Annotated in this window: 21 protein-coding genes and 1 other annotated feature (1 of these 22 only partly in view); all 21 genes read right to left on the bottom strand. The window is 44.7% G+C overall.

Annotation, left to right across the window (positions count from 1 at the left end; all coding sequences use genetic code 11):
* Positions 1 to 111: a binding site (T-box leader), on the bottom strand; it reaches 103 nt to the left of the window's first position.
* A 48-nt stretch (positions 112 to 159) separates the two neighbouring features.
* Positions 160 to 645 carry a DivIVA domain-containing protein gene (locus AC5W2J_RS10400; RefSeq protein ID WP_496059658.1) on the bottom strand — a complete coding sequence of 162 codons (486 nt, stop codon included), beginning with the start codon at positions 643 to 645 and terminating at the stop codon, positions 160 to 162.
* Positions 646 to 666: 21 nt separating this feature from the next.
* On the bottom strand, positions 667 to 1,446 hold the full coding sequence (locus tag AC5W2J_RS10395) for a YlmH family RNA-binding protein (protein WP_496059395.1): 780 nt from the start codon (positions 1,444 to 1,446) through the stop codon (positions 667 to 669).
* Positions 1,447 to 1,457: 11 nt separating this feature from the next.
* On the bottom strand, positions 1,458 to 1,712 hold the full coding sequence (locus AC5W2J_RS10390; protein WP_252313860.1) for a YggT family protein: 255 nt from the start codon (positions 1,710 to 1,712) through the stop codon (positions 1,458 to 1,460).
* A gap of 12 nt (positions 1,713 to 1,724) precedes the next feature.
* The gene (locus AC5W2J_RS10385) at positions 1,725 to 2,159 is read right to left on the bottom strand and encodes a cell division protein SepF (protein WP_496059394.1); all 435 of its coding nucleotides are present in this window, start codon (positions 2,157 to 2,159) and stop codon (positions 1,725 to 1,727) included.
* A gap of 35 nt (positions 2,160 to 2,194) precedes the next feature.
* On the bottom strand, positions 2,195 to 2,887 hold the full coding sequence (locus tag AC5W2J_RS10380; RefSeq protein WP_496059393.1) for a YggS family pyridoxal phosphate-dependent enzyme: 693 nt from the start codon (positions 2,885 to 2,887) through the stop codon (positions 2,195 to 2,197).
* Between the two features lie 15 nt (positions 2,888 to 2,902).
* Positions 2,903 to 3,739: a peptidoglycan editing factor PgeF gene (gene pgeF, locus AC5W2J_RS10375; protein WP_496059392.1), complete on the bottom strand. Its 837-nt coding sequence runs from the start codon at positions 3,737 to 3,739 to the stop codon at positions 2,903 to 2,905.
* A 71-nt stretch (positions 3,740 to 3,810) separates the two neighbouring features.
* Positions 3,811 to 5,010, bottom strand: a complete 1,200-nt coding sequence (ftsZ, locus tag AC5W2J_RS10370; protein WP_496059391.1) for a cell division protein FtsZ — start codon at positions 5,008 to 5,010, stop codon at positions 3,811 to 3,813.
* A gap of 38 nt (positions 5,011 to 5,048) precedes the next feature.
* Positions 5,049 to 6,380, bottom strand: a complete 1,332-nt coding sequence (gene ftsA, locus AC5W2J_RS10365; protein ID WP_496059390.1) for a cell division protein FtsA — start codon at positions 6,378 to 6,380, stop codon at positions 5,049 to 5,051.
* A 229-nt stretch (positions 6,381 to 6,609) separates the two neighbouring features.
* Entirely contained in the window at positions 6,610 to 7,620 is a 1,011-nt protein-coding gene (locus tag AC5W2J_RS10360) for a cell division protein FtsQ/DivIB (RefSeq protein WP_496059389.1), read from the bottom strand.
* Positions 7,621 to 7,678: 58 nt separating this feature from the next.
* Positions 7,679 to 8,593 carry a UDP-N-acetylmuramate dehydrogenase gene (murB, locus tag AC5W2J_RS10355; protein WP_496059388.1) on the bottom strand — a complete coding sequence of 305 codons (915 nt, stop codon included), beginning with the start codon at positions 8,591 to 8,593 and terminating at the stop codon, positions 7,679 to 7,681.
* A gap of 16 nt (positions 8,594 to 8,609) precedes the next feature.
* Positions 8,610 to 9,710 carry an undecaprenyldiphospho-muramoylpentapeptide beta-N-acetylglucosaminyltransferase gene (murG, locus tag AC5W2J_RS10350; RefSeq protein ID WP_496059387.1) on the bottom strand — a complete coding sequence of 367 codons (1,101 nt, stop codon included), beginning with the start codon at positions 9,708 to 9,710 and terminating at the stop codon, positions 8,610 to 8,612.
* 40 nt (positions 9,711 to 9,750) lie between these two features.
* Positions 9,751 to 11,106 (bottom strand): UDP-N-acetylmuramoyl-L-alanine--D-glutamate ligase, encoded by a 1,356-nt coding sequence (murD, locus tag AC5W2J_RS10345; protein WP_496059386.1) that lies wholly within the window; start codon positions 11,104 to 11,106, stop codon positions 9,751 to 9,753.
* Positions 11,106 to 12,074 (bottom strand): phospho-N-acetylmuramoyl-pentapeptide-transferase, encoded by a 969-nt coding sequence (gene mraY / locus AC5W2J_RS10340; protein WP_496059385.1) that lies wholly within the window; start codon positions 12,072 to 12,074, stop codon positions 11,106 to 11,108. The genes murD and mraY overlap by 1 nt, the downstream gene beginning before the upstream one ends.
* Positions 12,075 to 12,108: 34 nt before the next feature.
* On the bottom strand, positions 12,109 to 13,578 hold the full coding sequence (locus tag AC5W2J_RS10335; RefSeq protein WP_496059384.1) for a UDP-N-acetylmuramoyl-L-alanyl-D-glutamate--2,6-diaminopimelate ligase: 1,470 nt from the start codon (positions 13,576 to 13,578) through the stop codon (positions 12,109 to 12,111).
* Positions 13,579 to 13,734: 156 nt separating this feature from the next.
* On the bottom strand, positions 13,735 to 16,089 hold the full coding sequence (locus AC5W2J_RS10330) for a penicillin-binding protein (RefSeq protein WP_496059383.1): 2,355 nt from the start codon (positions 16,087 to 16,089) through the stop codon (positions 13,735 to 13,737).
* Between the two features lie 121 nt (positions 16,090 to 16,210).
* Positions 16,211 to 16,576 (bottom strand): cell division protein FtsL, encoded by a 366-nt coding sequence (gene ftsL, locus AC5W2J_RS10325; protein WP_496059382.1) that lies wholly within the window; start codon positions 16,574 to 16,576, stop codon positions 16,211 to 16,213.
* Complete coding sequence (gene rsmH, locus AC5W2J_RS10320; RefSeq protein WP_496059381.1) at positions 16,569 to 17,525, bottom strand: 16S rRNA (cytosine(1402)-N(4))-methyltransferase RsmH; 957 nt, start codon at positions 17,523 to 17,525, stop codon at positions 16,569 to 16,571. Before rsmH ends, ftsL begins: the two co-directional genes overlap by 8 nt.
* A 36-nt stretch (positions 17,526 to 17,561) precedes the next feature.
* Entirely contained in the window at positions 17,562 to 17,993 is a 432-nt protein-coding gene (gene mraZ, locus AC5W2J_RS10315; RefSeq protein ID WP_496059380.1) for a division/cell wall cluster transcriptional repressor MraZ, read from the bottom strand.
* A 162-nt stretch (positions 17,994 to 18,155) separates the two neighbouring features.
* Complete coding sequence (locus AC5W2J_RS10310; protein ID WP_496059379.1) at positions 18,156 to 19,844, bottom strand: methyl-accepting chemotaxis protein; 1,689 nt, start codon at positions 19,842 to 19,844, stop codon at positions 18,156 to 18,158.
* Positions 19,845 to 19,970: 126 nt separating this feature from the next.
* On the bottom strand, positions 19,971 to 21,587 hold the full coding sequence (bshC, locus tag AC5W2J_RS10305; protein WP_496059378.1) for a bacillithiol biosynthesis cysteine-adding enzyme BshC: 1,617 nt from the start codon (positions 21,585 to 21,587) through the stop codon (positions 19,971 to 19,973).
* A 16-nt stretch (positions 21,588 to 21,603) separates the two neighbouring features.
* Entirely contained in the window at positions 21,604 to 21,987 is a 384-nt protein-coding gene (locus tag AC5W2J_RS10300) for a DUF3397 domain-containing protein (protein WP_496059377.1), read from the bottom strand.
* Positions 21,988 to 22,150: the final 163 nt, after the last annotated feature.

Below are 22,150 nucleotides of genomic sequence, written 5' to 3'. Positions count from 1 at the left end.
ATCGGAACTACAGGGTGATGTCTTTATCTGCCGTTGTACTGTGCTCCCACCATGTCACAGCTCGCTGTTCAGACGGCGTACAATAAAGTATGTCCCTGTCTTCGTTTTTTTATATGTTGTGTAAAAAGTATAATTCAGAAAATACGGTTAGTCAATATTTCACTCCGTCCCGGCTGCAGGCGGTTCATTTGTGATGTCTTCCCATTCTTCGCTATGTAAGAGATTCATCTGGGCTTCGACCAGCATTTTAAACCTCATCCGGTAGACGCTGGCCTGCTTTTTTAACTCCTGCATTTCCAGTTCCATCTTTTTCGTACGGTTTAGGGCGTCATTAATCAGGCGGTCGGCATTTTTTTCCGCTTCCTGAATAATCAGGTCGGATTCTTTATTGGAACTTTTTCTTACTTCTTCCGCTGTTTCCTGAGACACCATAATCGATTTATTCAGCGTATCTTCAATAGCGGAAAAATGCTCCACCCGCTCTTCAAGATCTTTAGCTTTTGTCTGCCATTCATCTTTTTCGCGGATCGCCGCTTCAAAATCTTTAATAACCTGGTCTAAAAATTCATTAACTTCATCTTCATCGTAACCACGAAAACCTTTGGTAAATTCTTTATTATGGATATCTAAAGGAGTAATAGGCACTGGCTTCACCTCTGCTGTTGTTTATTGGTCTTTCTTTTTTCCGTACCGCAAGCGGTAGCGTCCTTTTTTCGTTAATCCTTCGTCACTTAAAATTTTACGACGTCCCATTCCCCTGACCGAAATATAATCGCCGGGAGCGACCTGATAGGCGGGCTGGGTGATCGTTTTCCAATTCACTTTCACTTTTTCCTTTTCAATGTAAGGAAGAGCTTTGCTTCTTGAAACGCCGTACATCTCTGCAATAAGAACATCAAGCCGGAAAGAAGTAATAGTAGAACTTACTTCTTCCCAGCTTTCCTCTGCCTCCAACGCATCATGCATTGGTTTCTTTTCAAGCTGCACCGGCGCATTGCCGGCTTTAGTAAGATTCATTTCCATATATATGCCGACCTCTTCACTAACAATACAATGAAAAAAGCCTTCCCCAGCAATAATATCTCCATACTTTTCTCTTTTAATGCCCAGACCCGTCAGCGTTCCCAGGATATCAGGGTGACGGAGGGTCACAAATTTGGCAGGATAAGAAAGTTCATACAAAGCCAGATTAAATGAGTCTTCTGTAATCTCTTCATAGAAAGGATAAATACAGGCTCTTTTTCGTTCAGCGCCTTTCGCTCCTCCATGAAACTGATAACGTACCGTTTCATCTTTTCCAATAATCATCGAAAGCAGATCCTGCTCCCTGGGATCGAGAAAATCAGTGAGCTTGGTTTCATAATACGTTTCAACTGCCTGCTTCCAATCTCTGACCTGTTCGATGAATGGGTGTTCTTCTTTTCGAAAGTGTTCAGAATAGTCCATAGCTGCTCCTTTTACATAAATAGCGCAGCAACGCCGCGGCTTGCCATGTTTAGTACAAGCAATGCAACAAGTGGAGAAATATCAAACATGCCAAGCGGTGGAATCACGCGGCGGAACGGCTCCAGAAATGGCTCTACGATGGATCCGATCATCTGTCCTATTGATGTTTCCCGGGCATTCGGGAACCAGGACATAAGAATATAAGCGAGTACGATAAATGAATAAATCTGCATTCCTGCAGCTAAAATTGCTCCAATTTGCGCCATTTTTTCTCTCCTTTAAGGTTGTTTCTGATCGTGTTCATACAGTGCTTCTGAGATAGCACCGGAAACATCTATATTGTCCGGCGTACATAAAAATATATTTTCACCGACTTTTTGAATATCTCCGCCTATAGCATAAACAGTGCCGCTGAGAAAATCAACAATTCGCTTCGCCTGATCGTGCTGAAGGCGCTGCACATTGATAATAACCGATTTTCTGTTTTTTAAATGATCCGCAATGTCCTGGGCTTCTTCATAGGTTCTTGGCTCAATGAGTATCATTTTCGCAGACTGCTGAAGACTCTGAAGACTGACGACATTTGACTTTTCTTTAGCAGGCGGTACTGCTTCCGGAACCGGGTCCTCTTCATATTTAATCATCGGATCCCTGTCTTCGACCGTGCCCTCTTCCAATTCAAAAAAACGCTTAAAGTTTTTTTTGAAACCCATCGTTTTTCCTCCTGCCATTCATAGTATCATGCCTATCAGGCGTTCGTTTCGTTTCCTACCAGACTTGTTCCAAGTCTAATATACGTCGCGCCTTCTTCGATTGCAACAGCATAATCATTGGACATTCCCATCGACAACTCATTACAAGGGGCATTCGGCTGGCCGAGTTCCTGCACACGGTCTCTGAGCGTCCTCAGCTCACGGAACCAGGCTCTCGTTTTTTCCGGGTCTTCTTCGAACGGTGCCATTGTCATCAGTCCTACTACTTCAATGGAGGAGAAGGCTTTCAGTTCCTGAATAAACGGAATCACTTCTGCAGCGTCCAGTCCCGCCTTTGACGTCTCACCAGATACATTTACCTGCACAAAGCATTTTACTTTATTTCCGTCTTCCAGCCTTTTTTCCAGCTCCTCTGCTAAAGATATACGATCCAAAGAGTGAATATATTCATATTTGCCAATAATTTTTTTGGCTTTTTTGGATTGAAGCTGCCCGATAAAATGGAATGAGGCTTTATCTTGAAGTTTTTCCCATTTACCCAGTGCTCCTTCTACTCTATTCTCGCCAAGATGGGAAATTCCTGCTTTTATTGCATTTTCAGCCGTTTCCAGAGATACATATTTTGTCACAGCAATAATATGGACCTCATCTTCATTCCTTCCGGCTTTACTGCATGCTTGTTTAATCGTTTGTTTGATGGCTGCTAGATTTTTCTCTACATCTCCCAACGTGCGGGCTCCTTTCTAGTCTTCACTCTTTCCAATAAAGCTCATCATCCGGCCGCTTTTTCCCTGGTCCCGGCGATGTGAAAAAAATAATTGTTCATGCTCGTAGGAACAGTAGGAAGTAACCTCTATCTGTGCTGCAGGTACACCGGCCTGCTCCAACAGCTGACGGTTCACCGCTTTCATGTCCAGCTGATATCCGCCTCCGCTGTTCTTTGTCCACGGCTCTGGTGCAGAAGGGTCCAGCACCTGTTTCATTGCGTTTATAACGGTGCTGTCCACTTCATAATGCTGCGCTGAAATACATGGACCGATTACTGCATATATTTCTTTTGGGTCCACGTTCTCTGTTTTTTTCCATGTGTCGACCATGCGGGACCCAATATCTAAAGCCGTTCCTTTCCATCCAGCATGGGCCAGACCGACTAATCCTTTATCCGGCGCATGAAAATAGAGCGGAACGCAGTCGGCATAAAAGCTGACAAGCGTTACATCGGCAGACTTTGTATACATTCCGTCCGCTTCACCTACCCGGCTCTCTCTCGTCCAGGCACCTTTTCCGGCATCCTGCTTTGCAGCATAGATTATATCTGCTTTATGGACCTGCTCTGCAGCCGTCCACGTGGAAAGCGGACGGCCTGCAGCTGCTGCAAGCTTCTCCCGGTTTTTGATTACATTGTCCGTATCATCGCCTACATGGAACGCCATGTTATTGCTGCAAAAAGGAGCCGGGCTGTGCCCGCCGGATCTAACTGTAAACCCTGCTGTTATACCTTTTTCTGCAGAAAACGAAGGGGATGCAAGCATCAAAAACGGATCCGCTGTCTGCTCAAAAGGTTCCCTGCTGTTTAGCATGTATCGTATTCCCTCCCAATGGGCCTTTCTTGAAAAAAGCCGGACGCGTTGAACACGTCCGGCTTTAGAATTTATTTTTTCTTACGGCGGTTTCTAAGGAATGCCGGGATATCAAGCGCATCTGATTCTTCTTCAGCCGGAGAGTGGGATTCTCTTTCTCTTGGCTGCTCTGCATATTCGTCTTCACGTCCGGCGATTGGCGGCGGAGTCTGACGGCTTCTTGCAGAAGCCGTCTGGCTGTATTGCTGGCTTCTTCTAGGAGAAGCACTCTGCTGCTGAGCCTGACCTCTTGGGTTCACTCTTGCTCTTTTATCTTCGTTGTCTTCAAAACCGGTAGCAATAACCGTAACGACTATTTCGTCCTGAAGGTTTTCGTTAATAACCGAACCGAAGATCATGTTCACTTCAAGGTCAGAGGCTTCAGAGACAATCTCTGCTGCTTCATGAACTTCAAACAGGCTTAAGTTCGCGCCGCCCGTAATGTTCATCAGGACGCCCTGCGCCCCATTTACAGAGGTTTCCAGCAGTGGGCTGGAAATGGCTTTTTTAGCCGCCTCTGCTGCTCTGTTTTCGCCGGTGGCAATACCAATACCCATAAGAGCAGAACCTTTTTCACTCATGATGGTTTTTACATCGGCGAAGTCGAGGTTGATAAGTCCCGGTACTGCGATCAAGTCGGAGATACCCTGAACACCCTGGCGGAGAACGTTATCTGCTTCCTGGAATGCTTCAAGCATTGGAGTGCTTTTGTCTACAATTTCAAGCAGACGATCGTTTGGAATCACAATCAATGTATCGACTTTTTCTTTTAAAGAAATAATACCATTTGCCGCCTGGCTTGAACGCTTTCTGCCTTCAAACGTAAACGGTCTTGTTACTACACCTACTGTAAGAGCGCCAATTTCTTTGGCGATTTCTGCGATAACCGGAGCAGCACCAGTTCCGGTTCCGCCTCCCATACCTGCAGTAATAAATACCATATCGGCGCCCATAAGCGCTTCTTCGATCTGCTCTTTGCTTTCTTCAGCAGCTTTTTTACCGATTTCAGGATTAGCCCCTGCGCCAAGCCCGCGGGTAAGCTTTCCGCCGAGCTGAAGCTTTGTTTCTGCCTGGGATAGCTGAAGGGCCTGGGCGTCTGTGTTAACAGAAATAAATTCTACCCCCTGAAGGCCGTTTTCAATCATGCGGTTAACCGCATTGGAACCGCCGCCCCCTACTCCGATGACTTTAATCTGTGCGAGCTGGTCCATATCCATTTCAAATTCTAACATCAATGATCCTCCTAGTTTATCAATTCTGACCTTTTATTTTATTCAAAAAACACTTTGAAAAAGTTCTTCACTTTGCTTTTTACGGTAGGCTGATCAGACTGATTAGATTGATTTTCTTTTTCGCGCTGTTCCCTGGTTTCTTTACGGTCTTTCTTGGGCTTTGTTTCTGCCGGTGGAAGAGGGGCAGCCTGAAAAGACTGTTCTTCCGAAGCAGACGTAACCGCCATTTCCTTATCTTGAATTTTAACATGTTCATGGGCAAATTCAATAAGTCCGATCGCAGTTGTATAAATAGGCTCCCTGACGCCGATGTAATCCGGCACGGTCATGCGCACGTTTTGACGCAGCACATCTTCTGCCAGATCAAGCGTTCCAGGTATCATAACAGAACCGCCTGTAAAGATATAGCCGCCGGGCAGATCAGAATAACCCATCCGGTAAATTTCTTCATGCACCAGCTCAAAAATCTCTTCGAGTCTTGGTTCGATAATCTGGGCAATCTCATACTGGGAATAATCTTCTGAATGATCATTTCCCATTGTATTCATGCTGAAGGTTACATCTTCGGAAGCATCATCAATAAATGCATAGCCGTGATGTCTCTTTATGCGCTCTGCTTCTTCTGAAGTTGTACGCAGTCCAACAGAAATATCGTTTGTAATATGGTCTCCGCCGATAGACAGCACACGAAGTGCCTGCATCATACCATCTTTGAAAACGGAAATCGTTGTAGAACCGCCTCCAATATCGACCATTGCCACACCGAGCGTTTTTTCATCTTTAGAAAGTGCAAAATCACCGGCTGCCAAAGGCTGAAGGCAGAGTGCCTCGATTTCCAGTCCGGCTTTTTCTACACAACGCAGCAGGTTATGTAATGTTGTTTTTGCACCGGTAATCAGCGTGGCTTCCACTTCCAGGCGGACACCCATCATGCCGCGCGGGTCGGTTATCCCTTCCAGTCCGTCTACAATAAATTGTGTCGGGATCGTATCTACAATTTCTCTTTCCGGTGGAATGGAGAGCACCTGGGCCGCATCCATCACCCGGTCAATGTCCTCATCGCGGATTTCACGGTCAGAACTTGATACAGCCACTACTCCGCTGCATGGTTTCATTTCAATATGATTGCCGTTCACTCCGAGAATAACGCGGGTAATAGAAAGGCCTACCATACGTTCGGCTTTTTGAATTGCTTCTCTAATAGAATGAACTGTTTCATCTATATCGACGATAGCTCCTCTTTTCATTCCTCTTGAAGGTGCGGTTCCTACGCCAATCACCTGTAAAGATTTGCCTGACATCTCCCCAATAATCACTTTAACGGCAGATGTACCAATATCTAAACTTACATAAATATCTTCATTATTCACTAGTCGGCACCTCCTATGCTAACACCCAAGTCTCTGTTTTAGATTCCGAGTTGTTTACTCTATTTATATTACATGAGCAACACGCTGTTGTGGTATCTTAACAGAAAATTATTTACTTTTTTTAATGAGATCACTTTTTAATATAAAATGAAAAGGTAATTTACACTATAACGTCTAGTTTACATGAATTATGCTCCGTAGAAAAGAGCACGTTGAATTAAATTCACTGTTATTCCTCATTAACGGGCGCTGTTTCTTCATTTTCAGGCTCCGTTTCCGAAATATCCCCGGCCTCTTCAGTTGATTCTTCGGTTTCTTCCACCGAATCTTCATCAGCTTCAGACTCTTCTGCCGGAGCATCCTCTGTCCCATCTTCTTCAGAGGACTCCGCCGCTTCTCCTGCTTCCTCTGCCGCCGCTTCCTCCGGCGCTCCTTCATTTCCGCCTTCTTCCTCCGGAAGCTCATCTGAAGATTCTTCGTCTTCTTCCACAGCTTCTTCATCGCTTTCAAAATACGGCGTCATTTTCATATGCAGAATTCCCGGTATACTCCGGTCAACTTCTGCAGACACCGAAGGATAGGAGGCCATATGTTCAGCAAATCCAGGAATGGTACTTTCTACTTCAAGGCCATCATTCATGTAAAGTCTCAGTTCGTTGGGATCTTCTTCTGTCGGTGAAAAAATCACTTCGGAAATACTGTTTCTAATACCATCTCCTGCATTGCTCAGCTCTGCTGAGAAATTTTCCAGTTTTTTTTCATTGGAAAACCCCTGCAGGAGCGGGGCATCGCTTGGGATCTGCTCGGAAGGTTTATCACGCAGCACGGCACCAGTCGTTAACACGGGAATATATATCCCTTCTGAAGCGATATAGCCGACTCGTTCCTGTTCGGTAATATCGATAACTACTCTTCCGGGAAGAGAACGGCTGATTGACGCTTCCTGAACCTCTTCAAGCTCTTCTATCTGCGCTTCGGCTTCTCCGCGGTCAATAGCCCAGATATTTTCCCCCTGCACGATGCTGCTCGTTTCAACGATGGCATTTTCCTCTGCAATCTGATTTCCTTCCACTTCTATTGCACGTACATTGCTTAGTGGAGACTGGAAATAGATCACCAGACCAATTAAGATCAAAAAGATGGTAAGGTATATTATAAAACGCCTATTCGAACGCTTTCTTCGCTGTTCCTGTAGGGTGGGAATCCGTTCTTCAATCGGCACTACTTTCTTATCAGACACCTTTTTCATCCTCCAATCCTGCCCCGGATACTATGTAAAGAAATCGTGAAAAAACGCATTACTCGCGCCTTTTCACAATTTCTACTTCCGTATTCATTACGACCTGGTACTTTTCCCAAACTGTATGCTTCACATGTTCCACAATGGCCAGCACATCTTCTGCTTTTGCCTCTCCGGTATTAACGATAAAATTACCATGAAGCTCGGAAATCTGCGCTCCACCATGAGAATATCCTTTAAGACCGGAAGATTCGACCAGCTGTCCGGCATGGTGCGGGAGAGGATTACGGAAGACACTTCCCGCACAAGGCATATTCCACGGCTGCGTCTCTCTGCGGTAGCTCTTATGCTTTTGCATCTCTGCTACAATATCTTCTTTTTTTCCTGTTTTCAGCTGAAAAACTGCCTGCACGCAGATTCCTTTTTCCTTCTGGAGTCTTGATGTCCGATAAGAAAATCCCATGTCTTCCTTAGCGATCCATTCCAATCTGCCATCAGGATACAGTATTCTCGCTTTCACCAGCACATCCGCTATTTCCGTGCCGTGTGCACCAGCGTTCATAAAGACGGCTCCTCCGATTGTGCCTGGAATGCCGCCTGCAAATTCAAACCCGGAGTATCCTTTTTTGCTTATAATGGTGGCCAGCTTAATTAATGAATAGCCGGCATCGACTGTAAGAACTCCGTTTTCTTCATCCAGCTCCATCCCGCTCAATCGATTGCCAAGTTTGATGACGGCCCCTTCAATTCCTTTATCGTCCACCAAAAGGTTGGACCCTCTTCCAATAGCACGCCAAGGAAGCTGTTGTTCTTTAATTTCTTCCAAAGCTGCTACCAGGCCTTCTACCGAATCCGGTTCTATAAACAAATCAGCCGGTCCGCCGATTTTCCAGGTGGTGTGTTTGGATAATGGTTCGGCTTCAGCAACATATCCTACCTGTTTATCTTTAAGACGCTGCAGTACTGCTGTCATGAAAATGCTCCCTCCTTTATGCATTTGACTTTATTAATGAGACCATTACTTTGTAGAGGCGGCTGGAAGCATCCGGTACACCGAGACGGAGTGATGCCTCTTTCATTTCCTGCCATTTGCTGTCCTCTGCCAGTATGGATTGAATATCCTGCATGAGCACTTCACTCGTTACATCTTTTTCTTTGCGGAGAATGGCCGCTCCATTTATTTCAAGAGCCAGCGCATTTTTTTCCTGATGATTATTCGTGACATATGGACTTGGTATTAAAACAGCAGGAATGCCAAGCGCTGTAATCTCTGCGATCGTCGTAGCTCCTGCTCTCGTTACAATCAGGTCAATGTGGTGAAGAACGTCGGGCATGTTATGGAGAAAAGGCTGGATGGATACATTTTCCGGACTGCCGGCCTCTTTTACCTTTTCCATCACATTATCGTAATGAACGGAGCCGGTTACATATAAATACTGCCACTCCTGCCCGGCGGTTTCCTTTAATGAACCAAGAAATGCTTCATTGATCGGCTTTGCGCCTCTGCTGCCGCCTACGATCAATACGGTTTTACGGTCTGGCTTGAGTCCCATCGAAGCCAGAGGATTAACCGGAGAATGGTTTGCCACTTCAGACGCCCGTGGATTGCCGACAAATTCCACCTTGTTGGCAGGGAAAAATGAAGCTGCTTCCTGAAAAGCAATTCCAACTTTTTCAGCATATCTGCTTAAAAATTTATTGGTTAATCCCGGAACGCTGTTTTGTTCATGGATGATACACGGAATATTCAGCTTCGCACCCGCATATACTACCGGGCCGGCTACATATCCGCCGGTACCGATTACAATATCTGCCTGAAATTCTTTAATCATTTTTTTCGCTTTGGATGTCCCGTTAACAAACCGCCAGATCGTTTTTGCATTATCGAAGGAAAGCTTCCGTTTGAATCCGGTTATTTCGATCGTTTGAAATGGAATACCTTCCCGCGGTACGATATCGCTTTCCAGACCCTTTTCTGTACCAATGTACAAAAATTCACTCTCAGGCGCTATTCTTTTTATTTCCTTTACAAGGGCCAGTGCCGGATAAATATGGCCTCCGGTCCCGCCTCCGGTTATTACTATTTTCATTCAAATACTCCTTTTTGTTTTTCCGGTGTCGAAAAACATATTACTGCTTTTTTTGTTTATTTATTTCCTGGATAAAAAGGTCGCCTCTTTGTTCAAACGTTTTAAACTGGTCCCAGCTTGCACACGCCGGAGAAAGAAGAAGAACTTCTCCCGGCTCTGCAATATCTGCGGCCGCGGCGGTTGCTTCCTCGAGGGTATCTACAATTTTCACTATATTTAATCCCGCTTTTTCTGCGGTATCCGCCAGTTTGTATTTTGTTTCACCATAGGCTACTACCGCTTTCAGGCCGGTAAAGGCGGATTCGAGGCTGTCAAACTCATTTCCTCTATCCAACCCTCCTGCAATCAGAACGACCGGGTCTGAAAAAGCTTCAATGGCTTTTTGGGTCGATAGAATATTAGTCGCTTTTGAATCATTGTACACGCGAACGCTATTCACATCTCCTACGTATTGAAGCCTGTGCTTGATACCCTGGAATGTAGTTAATACGTTCTTCACTGCTTCACCGCTGACACCGCTCAGCATTGCAGCCGCGGCGGCGGCAAGCATGTTTTCATGATTGTGTCTGCCCGGCAGAGAAGCCCTGCTCATCTCCATAACGGGCTCGTTGTTAAACATCATCCACCCGTCTTTAATGCAGGCTCCCTCTGTTAGCAGCTTTGCTGTAGAGAAAGGAAAAAGCCGGCCATTCGACTGTTCAGCGAGCGCCGTTACTTCGGCATCATCCGCATTGTATAAAGCGTAGTCTTCCTTTGTAAGGTTGGCAAATACCTTTCCTTTAGACTCTACATAATCTTCTTTCGAGCCATGATAATCCAGGTGAGCGTCAAAAATATTTAATATTATACCAATAGCAGGCTTAAAGGAGGGACTTCCTTTTAATTGAAAACTTGAAACCTCCGTCACCATAAACTCATCCTGTTTTACTTTTTCTGCTACTTCACAGGCTACTGTACCAATGTTTCCGGCCAGATAGGAGGTTTTTCCACCTTCTTCGAGCAGAGCATGAAGGAGACTTGAAGTGGTTGTTTTTCCGTTGGAACCGGTAATGGCTATCATCGTACCCTTACATAAATGGCCCGCTATTTCCATTTCTGTAATAACTGGAATATTCATCTCCGCTGCCTTTTCAAGCAGCGGCAGATCATAGCGGATGCCGGGGTTTTTTACGACCATATCAACTTTTTCTTCCAACAAAGAAAATGGATGCCCGCCGCTGTGAAGCGGGATACCTAATTGGGTTAACTCTTTTTCTTCTGCAGTTCCTTCAGAAGAAGCCCCATTGTTCACTGTTACGTGAGCGCCAAGACGATGAAGCAGCCTTGCGGCGGACATCCCGCTTTTAGCAAGGCCCACAATTAATATATGTTTATTTTTATACAGGGATTGCTCCATTATATCAGCACCTCAATTATTATTCCTGCTACTGCGAGAACAAGTCCTGCACTCCAGAATACGGTGACTACTTTCCACTCCGACCAGCCGGAAAGTTCAAAATGGTGGTGGATTGGACTCATTTTAAAAATACGCTTGCCTCTTAATTTAAAAGATGCCACCTGGATAATAACCGATAGTGTCTCAATTACAAACACACCGCCGATAATAACCAGAATCAGTTCAGCACCGAGCAGAATAGCAATTGCAGCTATCGCTCCACCGAGTGCAAGAGAACCAGTGTCTCCCATAAATACTTTAGCAGGATGGGCGTTAAACACAAGAAATCCTAAACAAGCGCCTACTATAGCAAAAGAGAAGACAGCGATATCAGATGCACCCTGAATCCAGGCCAGAATCGCAAAAGCAAGAAAGGCTATGGCTCCTGTGCCTGCCAACAGGCCATCCAGTCCATCGGTTAAGTTTACGGCGTTTGATGCCCCGACAAGCATAAAAATAACTAAAAAGAAATATAAAAATCCAAGATCCAAGCTGAAATCTGTCGCCGGCACAGCCACAGATGTACTGAAATCCCCTGAGTAAATAACGAGGAAAAAAATCAGGGCTATTACTGCCTGGCCGGCCAGCTTCTGTTTAGAAGTCAGGCCGAGATTGCGTTTTTTTACAATTTTAATGAAGTCATCAAGAAAACCGAGAGTACCAAATCCAACGGTTACTAAAAGCAGTAGAAAAAGCTCTGTACTAAAACCGGTCCAGATGGTCATAACAATCATTGTTAAAACAAGAGAGACAAGAATGACAATGCCGCCCATTGTCGGAGTACCGCCTTTTTTCATGTGGGACTCCGGCCCTTCCTCCCTGATACTCTGCCCGAATTTAAATTTCTTTAAAGCCGGTATAAAAAAGGGAGTAAGAATAATCATAAATACGAAAGCCAAAATGCAGGCTATTATTACATTGAGCGCCATTATTGGACGTCCTTTCTATTAAAAACAAACAGTTTTACTTATGTGTTTTATTTTTTATTGCTGTTTCTGCTTCTTTTCTATCATCAAAAGAGAATACCTGATCTTTTATGATCTGATATGTTTCGTGTCCTTTACCTGCAATCAATACAAGATCACCAGGTTCTGCTTTTTCCACTGCATATTCAATGGCTGCCCTGCGGTCTTCAATCACTGTAAAGTTTGTATTTGTCAAACCCATTGTCATGTCATCAATGATGGAAGACAGGTTTTCATCTCTTGGATTATCTGCGGTAAACACACACATATCGGATAATGTTACCGCGATATGCGCCATTTCCGGACGCTTCGTCTTATCACGGTTACCTCCACAGCCTACCACTGTGTATATAGAGCCGGTTGCCATTTCGCGTGCCGTTTCCAGCACATTCTTTAAACTGTCCGGCGTATGGGCGTAATCAACAATAACTGCAAAATCTTCCTCTGACTCTACTAGTTCAAACCGTCCTGCAACTCCTTTTACTTTTCCAAGCGCCGACACGATAGTAGAAAGAGCAATTCCTTCTGCAAGAGCTGCCGCTGCTGCTGCCAGTGCGTTATAAATACTGAATTTACCTGCCATCGAAAGAGAAAGCGGCTCTTCTCCCCATGGGGTTACAATCGTAAAGGACGTTCCGGTCGGCGACATGGAGATATTCTCCGCACGGATGTCTGCCGATTGTTCTATTCCATACGTAATCACTGGAGCGGAACAGACTCTTTCAAAAAATGCGGAAGCATTATCGTCCGCGTTCAGGACTGCTGTTTTCTCTTCGCCATCATAGGAATTTCCCAGCTGACTGAATAATAAGCTTTTAGCCTGCATGTATTTATCCATTGTCTCGTGATAATCAAGATGATCCTGGGTCAAATTGGTGAAAACAACAGTGTTAAAATCACAGCCTCGCACTCTTCCTAAATCCAGAGCATGGGAAGACACTTCCATTATGCAGGAGCCGACGTCCTGATCGTTCATATCCCGGAATATTTTCTGTATCGTGACCGATTCGGGTGTCGTATTTTTCGTTTCATAAACCTCTTCATTAATTTTGGTATACATCGTTCCGATAAGACCTGTTTGGATAGAAGCTTCTTTTAAAATTGCTTCAACGAGGTGGCTTGTAGTCGTTTTTCCATTGGTTCCTGTAATTCCAATCAGCCTGATTTCTTTCGTTGGATGCTGATAGAAGCGGCTTGCCGCTATCGCCATCGTTTTTTGTGTATCACGGACGACCAGCACCGGCACAGAAAGCTCAAGCGGATATTTGGCTATTACTGCACAGGCACCATTGCTTACAGCCTGTTCTGCGTATTTGTGGCCGTCGACAGTATAGCCTTCAATGCAGAAAAACACCCCTCCGGAAACCACCTCTCTGGAATCCATATGAATGGATGTTATCTTGGGATTTTCCGTTGGAAGGGCGCCGTGAACCAATACCGGCGGCAGTAAATCATGTAGGGTTATCATTTTATACTCTCCTGCGAATTGCGTTTTTTGTTTGTAAAAACCGGCTGACAAATGAACAGGCCAAGGAAATACCCCGGCCGTTTCACCATTTTCATTTTAAGCTTCCTATAAAAGTTTGTCACCCTTGTTTTTATCATTTCCGCTCGAAGACCTCATTTATTCTGTGTCAGCCGCCTCTTCTTCAAGAGGAGCTTCTTCAGGCACGGTCTCTTCATCGTTTTCCTGAAGCTCTTCCTGCTCTTCCGGAGAATCCTCATCTGCTTCATCGCTGTTGGTACCTTCTTCTGTCTCTTCAGCGGTTTCTTCTCCAGATTCTTCTTCTGAAACTTCTTCAGGTTCTTCTTCAGGTTCTTCTTCAGCAGCAGCTGCTTCTTCTTCTCTTAATTCAGCCGGAGTCATAAGAGTAATCGTAATACCACCTTTTTCAGGGACGACTGCCTCCGGATCAATATTTTGTTCGGTTACATAACCGGATCCTTCAAAACGCAGCGGTTTGTCGAGAAGCTCGCTGAAACGCTTGGCGTCTCTTATCGACCAGCCCGTCATATCCGGCATAACCGCCTCACCATTTGTTCTTAAAAATACTTTTTCACCGGCAATAACATTGCTTCCGGCTTCCGGCAGCTGGGAATCAATGTCGTTTCCAGCTCCCACAACAACCGGAGTTAAACCAAGAGACTCTACTTTATCCTGAGCCTGCTGTGTCGTCATTTCAGTGAAATCCACGGTTTCAATCCCTGTTTCATCAAAAACTTCTTCATTTTCAACATCATTATCAGGAGCGATGTTCATGTACGAAAGACTCTGCTTCATTACCGGATTAAATATCTGTGACACCGGAGCAGAACCGGATTCGGAACCGTCCAGTTCCGGACGGTCTACCGCCACATACACGATAATGCTTGGATCATCTGCAGGGGCCATTCCCATAAAGGAGAATATATTTTCGTCTTCACCGGATAAATAGCCGGATCCATCGTCGCTGCTGATTTGAGCCGTTCCTGTCTTACCCGCCACATCAATGCCGTCAATTTGATAAGGACGCCCGGTGCCGTCTTCTGCTGAGACAACTGTTTCCAGCTTATCTCTCACTTCTTTTGCCGTTTCAGCACTGATAGGGTTACCTGCTGATTCGGGGCTCGCTTTGTACGTGTCTACATCTTCCTGTTCATCATGAATACGATCCACAACATAAGGCTTCATCATTTCCCCGTCGTTTGCAATTGCTGAAGCTGCCTGTACGAGCTGAATTGGCGTGTAGGCGGATGCCTGGCCAAAAGCGGAAACCCCAGCGTCTAAATCATCAGAATCTGCTATTGAACTATTTGCCTCGTTTGGAAGATCAATGCCTGTAATGTCTCTGAAGCCAAAAGCATCAATATAGGAGAAAAAAGTATCTGCGCCAAGCTTTTCCAACACCAGCTTGGCGAACGCCACGTTGGATGAACGCCTCAGGCCTTCATCATAATCAATTTCGCCCCAGCCTTCTCCGTTGTTATGATCGGAAATCCGGCTGTCCAAAATTTCATAGCGTCCGGACTTATACTCTTCCTCTCCATCGTACACGCCTTCTTCAATTGCTGCAGCCAAAGTAAACATTTTCATCGTTGAACCAGGCTCAATTCTATCGGAGACAGCAAAATTGGTGTAGTTCGTAATCGACTCATATTCGTTTGGATTAAAGCTTGGCCGATTGCTCATTCCGAGTATTTCCCCGGTTTTTGCATTCGCTACAACCGCCGTAAGTTTATTGGGGTTGTATGTTTCATCTACTTCCGTCATAGCCTGTTCCAAAACGGTCTGGATATTCGAATCAATCGTTAGATAGACATCTTCTCCATCTTCCGGCTCGTCTACTAATTCATTCGGATCAAGAAGTGGAACACCCTGCCGGTTTCTTTCATAACTCAACTCTCCATCTTCAGGTTCCAGATTATCGTTCAGACCGCGTTCGAGTCCCATAAGAGATTCTGTCATATCCCGGTTTGTAAATCCTAACACGTGCGAAGCAAACGTCTGGTTCGGATAATACCGTTTCGGCTCTGTCGTAAATTGAATACCGTTAATATCCAGTTCTTCAATTGCTTCTTTTTCTGAAAGACTTAAATACTTTGCCCCTGCTCCAAGTTCTACCTGAAATCTATCGTCCTGGGAAAGAAGATTCTCCAGTTCCTCTTCTTCCATATTAATTAGAGGCGATAAGTCTCTGGCAGTCTGGGCGGGGTCTTCGATATGGTCTTCATAATCCTGATCCAGAATAGCAAAAGCTGTAAAAGACTGAACTTCTTCAGCCAGCGCTTCTCCGCCGCGGTCATAGATGGTGCCGCGCTCTCCGTGAAGCGTCTGGGTCGTCGTCCATCTGGATTCTGCCATTTCCTCGAGGTCCTGCCCCCTGACTTCCTTGCCGACCTGCACATATACTACTCTCGCTGTGAAAATCATAAAAAATAAGCTGACAATGCCTAATAGGATCAGTGCTCTCATAATTGTGCTTTTTCTTCGTGCTGCCATAACACTTTTCACCGCCTGTAAGATCTCAGGGCCTTTCGGAGCAACCCCGTTTTTTTGTTCTTATCCTCGAAAGAGGCTGGCATGAAGGAGATTCCCCCCGCAGCCAGCCTCCTATTTACGATTATTGATTGACGCTTTGAATTACTTTTACCTGATCATCCTGAAGGCTCATGCCAAGTTCTTCTTTGGCATAATACATAATCCGGTCTGGAGCACTCAGCTCGGAAATTTCAACTTCCAAACTTTGATTTACTTCCGACTGTTGACTGACCGACTGGGATAATGAAGATATTTCTCTTTCATGGCCATAAATTGCAGCGAAATTGGAGATAATGAAAAAGCAGGCAGCCATGATTAATACAGCAGCTGTACTAATAATCATTTTTTCACCTTTTGTAATACTCTTTTTCACATGTTCATGCGCTTCTTTATGTATTTCTACTTTTTGATGTCTCTGCCGCTGAATTTGTTTGGCTAAGTTATCCATTGCTGACCTCCTGATTTTTTTCAGCTATTCTTAGTTTTGCAGAATGGGATCTTCTATTGGCTTCTTGTTCCTGCTCCGTTGGAATAATTGGTTTTGTTGTTATTTTTTTCAACTCGGGTTCTGCGCTTTCAGGAATAACCGGCAGGCCTCGCGGAAGTTCGGGATAGGAACTTTTTTCTTTAATGATCCGCTTACAAAGACGGTCTTCTAAAGAATGAAAAGTAATAACGCTGAGCCTTCCTCCTTCTCGAAGTATGGAAATACTGTCAATTAACGCTTTTTCCATCACATCGAGTTCGCCATTTACTGCCATTCGGATACCCTGAAATGTTCTTTTAGCCGGATGTCCGCCTTTTCTTCGGGCCGGGGCCGGGATCGCATCTTTAATTATGTCGATAAGTTCAAATGTGCTGTCTATTGGTTTTGATTCCCGTGCCGCTTCAATTTTTCTGGCAATCTGCTTGGCAAATTTTTCTTCTCCAAACCTGGAAATCACTCGCTGTATGTCAGAAAAACTCCATTCATTCACTATGTGCCATGCCGTTAAGCTTTGGCGCTGGTCCATTCTCATATCAAGCGGTGCGTCATACCGATAGCTGAATCCTCTATCCGCCTCGTCAAACTGCGGCGATGACACACCTAAATCAAACAGTACTCCATCCACTTTATAAACACCCAGCTGATGCAGTTCCTCTTTAATGGAGGCAAAGTTTGCCCGGATAATCGTCATGTTTTCTTTAAATGGAGCTAATCTTTTCTCAGCGGAGGCAATCGCCCGCTCATCCTGGTCAAATGCATATAAATGTCCTGTTCCATCAAGCTGTTTGACTATTTCTTCGCTGTGTCCGCCTCCACCAAGGGTGGCGTCCACATAGATGCCGTTCTTTTTTACAGCAAGTCCTTCCACGGCTTCTTTTAAAAGGACTGTTTCATGGGTGAAATTATTCAAAACGTTTCAGGCACCTCCATTGTTCCCTTCATTGGCTTAAAAGTCGAAATCTGCAATATTTTCTGCTATTTCGGAGAAAGATTCCTGCGAAGCGGAAAAATACCTCTCCCAGTTTTCTTTACTCCAAATCTCCACTCTTGCTGAGACACCAATTACAACACACTCTTTTGATAAACCGGCGTATTGACGAAGGGTCGCAGGAATCATGCTTCTTCCCTGCTTGTCTAATTCACATTCGGAAGCCCCTGAGAAAAAAAATCTGGTAAAAGCTCTTGCATCTTTTTTAGTGAAAGGAAGGTTTTCCATTTTCTTTTCAAGCAGCTGCCATTCTTCCATGGGGTAAACAAACAGGCATTCATCCATTCCTCTAGTGATAACAAATGTTTTCCCGAGGGACTCTCTAAAACGGGAAGGAATAATCATTCTTCCTTTGTCATCAATATTGTGGTGATGCTCTCCCATAAACATGGCTGCAACCCTCTTCCTCCACTGTCTATCCTAAAGTTACCACATTCCACCACTTTGTACCACGATTTCTTCAAAAAAATTTACTTAAATTCACAATTATCTAATATAGTCCTAATTAAAGCCCGCGTATCCTTTAAGGACGCGGGCCCGCCATACCTTTGTTCACTTAAGGATAAAAGATTGCATTGACTGCTGTAATTCTTCCGCCGTTGCAGCTAAACTTCCGGAAGCACTGGAAACTTCCTGCATGGAGGCTGTCTGTTCTTCAGCCGCTGCAGCAACATTTTCCGAATACCCCGTTGCCTCTTTTAACACAGTAAGAGATTCCGCCATTGAACGTTCCAGCCCTTTTGTTTTATCAGCCATATCTTCTACATTGCCGGAAGCCTGGATCATTTGTTCTTCCATTTCGTGAACTCCCTGCGAAATTTCTTTAAAGGAGAGTCCTGCTTTTACGACATAATCCATTCCTGTATCAACTGCTTTTTCTCCTTCTTTCATTGACACAACTGCTGATTCAATGCCGGTTTTTATGTCAAACACAATGGTTTCAATCTGTTTTGCAGAAAGTTGGGATTCCTCTGCGAGCTTTCTCACTTCTTCTGCCACCACTGCAAATCCTCTTCCCTGCTCCCCTGCCCTTGCCGCTTCGATAGCAGCGTTTAATGCCAGCAGGTTAGTCTGCTCAGCCACTTCTCTAATAAGCGTTACAATGCTTCCTATCTGCATAGACTGCTGTCCCAGCGTTTCCACATGCGCTGCACTGTCTGTTGTAGTGCTGCGGATGCTTTTCATCTGGCTTGTAGCAAGTTCCACCACATCAAATCCGTTATTGGATTTAGAAGAAGTGTCTTCCGATACGGTTTTTGCCTTATGCACCTGCACCGTCAAGGTTTCCATCCCTTCAGCAAGATTTCGCAAAATGGTTAGATCATCCTCCGTAGAGGCAGTCTGCTGATCTGTACCGGAAGCTACCTGCTGGATGCTTTCCGATATCTGTATGGACGCTTTACTCGTTTCTTCAGCGCTTGCGGTAAGCTCTTCAGAAGAAGCGGCCACCTGCTCAGAAGAAATTGATAATTGATGGACAAGCCTTGTCAGCTTCTCTTTCATTTCATTATAGTCCCTGGCCAGACGACCGATTTCATCACCTGAATGATCCTCCAACTCAACGGAAAAGTCACCCTGACCTGCACGCTGCAGCGCATTGGTCATCGTTTGAAGCCGCTTATTCAATCCTTTCGTAAACAACCACACGAAAAAAGTTGCCAGCGCGGCCATTACGACGAAAATAAGTACGAAGGCTGTCATCATAATAGTTACAGTTTCACTGATTAATTCCTGTGATGCTCCTACGTACCACATACCCACCACTTGTCCGTTTTCATCAACAATCGGCTCGTATGCCGTTTGATACATATTGCCTGCAACGTCCGCTTCTCCTGTGTATGTTTCCTGTTGATTCATTACAGTTTCTATTACTTCCGGAGAAGCCTGGGTGCCGACTGCCCGCTCTCCATCCACCATTACATTGGTAGCAGCACGGGTGTCCTCTTGAAATATAGTCACTGTTCCTTCAGTGATATTCCCTATGTAATCCACCATTTCATCGGATACCGGCGTCTCTCCTTTAACGAGAGTACCATCTACCAGCGCCCACTCTCCCGGATAGGCACCGTTTAATGCTTCGCGCCCTAATTGAAGATCCGACGCCGCTTTCTCTGTGGACGCTTTTTTAATACTCTCTGAAGTCTGCCAGTATACAACGCTTCCAAGACCGATAAAAAGCAGCGCCAGAATCGACAGCACGATAATGTTAATTTTCGATCCGATTTTTCTATTGTTCCACATGTGTTTGTCTCCTTATTATTATTTATACTTATTTACTATCGGTCACTTTCTGGAATTTTTTACAATTTCGATGTTTTCTTTAATAAAAATACCTACAACAAAAAAACCCGCCTATGATTAGGCGGGTTACAGTTCGATATAATGCTGGGCCGATGCAAACGAAGTCTCCAGCGCTTCGGACATCGTATTTACTATTTCCGGTCCATACAGGTTAAGCAGCCAGAATATTGAGTACACCCTTTCCTGAGGGATACCATTCGGCTGAAGAACCTGCAGGGCTTCTTTCAAATTTTTCAACTGCCGGCCCGCTTTCTCTTTTTCTACGGAATCGATTCGATTGGCGAGAGCGAATATTTCGTTTTGTATCCGCCGCCAGTTGTTTTCTGCGAAGCTTTTTTCAGCCGGGCGCTTTTTTTCCCAATTCTGCGCCAGCTGTTCATGCATAGGCTTTATTTCTTCCACCATTGCCTCAGCCGCCGAACGTCCTTCCTGGAAAGCAGGAGAATCTTCGACAGCTTTTATCCTGCACGCTATTTCTTTTACTGCGCCGCTGCCCACCGGAATTTTTTCGTTTTTCAATAGTTTCTGTGTTTGTTTATCCAGCACGGTCAAGTGCTGTCTTAACAACACCGGGGGCATAGCGTAGTCCATTGCATGAAAAACCGGCTTCAGCAGGCTCCAATAATTCACTTCACCCGGACCGCCGATAAAAGCAAGCACAGGCAGAAGCGCCTCCTGGGTCAATGGCCTTGTCACTACGTTGGAACTGAAAGGAAATGGTTTTTTCTGTACTTCTTTCATCAATGTATCTGTATCGAATACTCTGCCGCTTTTCGTCTCCATGCCTCCATCGGGCAGTGGGTATAACAAATCACGCTGAGGGAGATGATAAAACAGGTGGCTGCTTTGGGCGTTTATACCTTCCACCGGAGAGAAACCAGCTTCTGTTCGTTTTGCTTCCCCCTCTTTAAGGGCACTTCTTATTTTTTCATTATTGGTTATGACATTCGTAAATACTTGCTTTTCCAATGCTCTAATCTGTTCATCATGCGCATCCAGCAAAATCAGCTCTGTATCTTTAAACAGCCAGCGCATACACTCTCCAAAAAACAGAGACACGGAAGCCGACCTTTCGGCGAGACAATTTATTGTCTTCAGCAGGGAAGCAGAATGTTCGGTCTCCTCTAAATGCCTGAACACTTCCGTAATAAATACAGATAAGTCCTGCGAAGGCAGCTGCTGTTCGGAAGCTGCAAGCTGCTCTTTTTTATATCCTTTGTACCGTACTTTCACAGGGCCGTTTCCGCCCGGCACCCAAATATGATTAATCTCAAGCCAGTCATGGTCTTCCCCGGCTATCCAGAAAACAGGCAGAACTGGAGAGCCTGTGGCCTGTTCCAGCTTTTTCGCCTGCGAAATAATACTTAAAGCTTTGGAAATAACAAGCATTGGACCAGTCAGAAGACCTGCCTGCTGCCCTCCAACTACTACCGTAGCTTTTTTGTTTTTTAAACGCTCTATAGCACCTAATGCTTTTTGATTGTATAAAAACTTTTTGTTGAATGAAAAAAGAGCTTCTGCCAGCTCTTCTCTCTCAAAAGATTTTTGCAATAACGCTGTGTGCCGTTTTTGGATTCCGTCTGCGGACGGAATATAATCAAACAGAGCAACAGCAGACGGATGCAGGTTTTTATAAGCTGTGTTAAATGTAGATAACTCTACATCTCCGATGGTCGTATTCATAAGAGGCCTGCCTTTCTTAAGCAATAAAGAAATAATCAATTAATCCATAAAGCAGCATCAGGATATATGCCGCAAAAAATACGGCAAAAGAAAAGCGCATCATGCTTTTCATAATCTTTGGAAATTCCATATCTAATCTATACTTCCGGTGAAGTATTAATACAATGATACCGATTACCAGAACAACCAGGAATATAATCCACAATACAGACAGCCCCCATAAAAGCTGGGCGTAAAAATAAATGGATGTGGCAAAAAACAGAGAGGAAAACTCCGATGCCCTCCGCATTGATTTTCTTTTTTTCTTCGTAATCTTTGCTTGTATGAAATAGAGTATGTACCATCCTAAAAAAGGGAGAAGCAACAAAGTGCCGACGATTGCGTCTATAAAAATCTGCATATACTTCACGCTTTCTTTCGGAGCTTTTTCCTATTTGCGCCAAGCTCCGTGTAGTCATTTTGTAAATCCCTATAAATTCTAGCATACTCCCTTCCCATTGCCTAACCCCTAAGTTTGATTCTTTATTTTTCTTACTATTCGGTCTATTTTTTCTTCTTTTATT

The organism is Sinobaca sp. SA16-1 (assembly GCF_059510515.1).
This window is presented reverse-complemented; position numbering and strand designations above follow the sequence as displayed.

What these genes read in the sequence shown, in the direction of transcription:
- mraY (WP_496059385.1), bottom strand. Translation starts at nt 12,074, where the DNA reads ATGGCGCTCAATGTAATAATAGCCTGCATTTTGGCTTTCGTATTTATG.
- AC5W2J_RS10385 (WP_496059394.1), bottom strand. Translation starts at nt 2,159, where the DNA reads ATGGGTTTCAAAAAAAACTTTAAGCGTTTTTTTGAATTGGAAGAGGGC.
- bshC (WP_496059378.1), bottom strand. Translation starts at nt 21,587, where the DNA reads ATGAATACGACCATCGGAGATGTAGAGTTATCTACATTTAACACAGCT.
- AC5W2J_RS10330 (WP_496059383.1), bottom strand. Translation starts at nt 16,089, where the DNA reads ATGGCAGCACGAAGAAAAAGCACAATTATGAGAGCACTGATCCTATTA.
- AC5W2J_RS10390 (WP_252313860.1), bottom strand. Translation starts at nt 1,712, where the DNA reads ATGGCGCAAATTGGAGCAATTTTAGCTGCAGGAATGCAGATTTATTCA.
- murB (WP_496059388.1), bottom strand. Translation starts at nt 8,593, where the DNA reads ATGACAGCAGTACTGCAGCGTCTTAAAGATAAACAGGTAGGATATGTT.
- murD (WP_496059386.1), bottom strand. Translation starts at nt 11,106, where the DNA reads ATGGAGCAATCCCTGTATAAAAATAAACATATATTAATTGTGGGCCTT.
- AC5W2J_RS10310 (WP_496059379.1), bottom strand. Translation starts at nt 19,844, where the DNA reads ATGTGGAACAATAGAAAAATCGGATCGAAAATTAACATTATCGTGCTG.
- murG (WP_496059387.1), bottom strand. Translation starts at nt 9,710, where the DNA reads ATGAAAATAGTAATAACCGGAGGCGGGACCGGAGGCCATATTTATCCG.
- AC5W2J_RS10335 (WP_496059384.1), bottom strand. Translation starts at nt 13,578, where the DNA reads ATGATAACCCTACATGATTTACTGCCGCCGGTATTGGTTCACGGCGCC.
- pgeF (WP_496059392.1), bottom strand. Translation starts at nt 3,739, where the DNA reads ATGCTAAACAGCAGGGAACCTTTTGAGCAGACAGCGGATCCGTTTTTG.
- mraZ (WP_496059380.1), bottom strand. Translation starts at nt 17,993, where the DNA reads ATGTTTATGGGAGAGCATCACCACAATATTGATGACAAAGGAAGAATG.
- ftsL (WP_496059382.1), bottom strand. Translation starts at nt 16,576, where the DNA reads ATGGATAACTTAGCCAAACAAATTCAGCGGCAGAGACATCAAAAAGTA.
- ftsZ (WP_496059391.1), bottom strand. Translation starts at nt 5,010, where the DNA reads ATGTTAGAATTTGAAATGGATATGGACCAGCTCGCACAGATTAAAGTC.
- AC5W2J_RS10395 (WP_496059395.1), bottom strand. Translation starts at nt 1,446, where the DNA reads ATGGACTATTCTGAACACTTTCGAAAAGAAGAACACCCATTCATCGAA.
- AC5W2J_RS10300 (WP_496059377.1), bottom strand. Translation starts at nt 21,987, where the DNA reads ATGCAGATTTTTATAGACGCAATCGTCGGCACTTTGTTGCTTCTCCCT.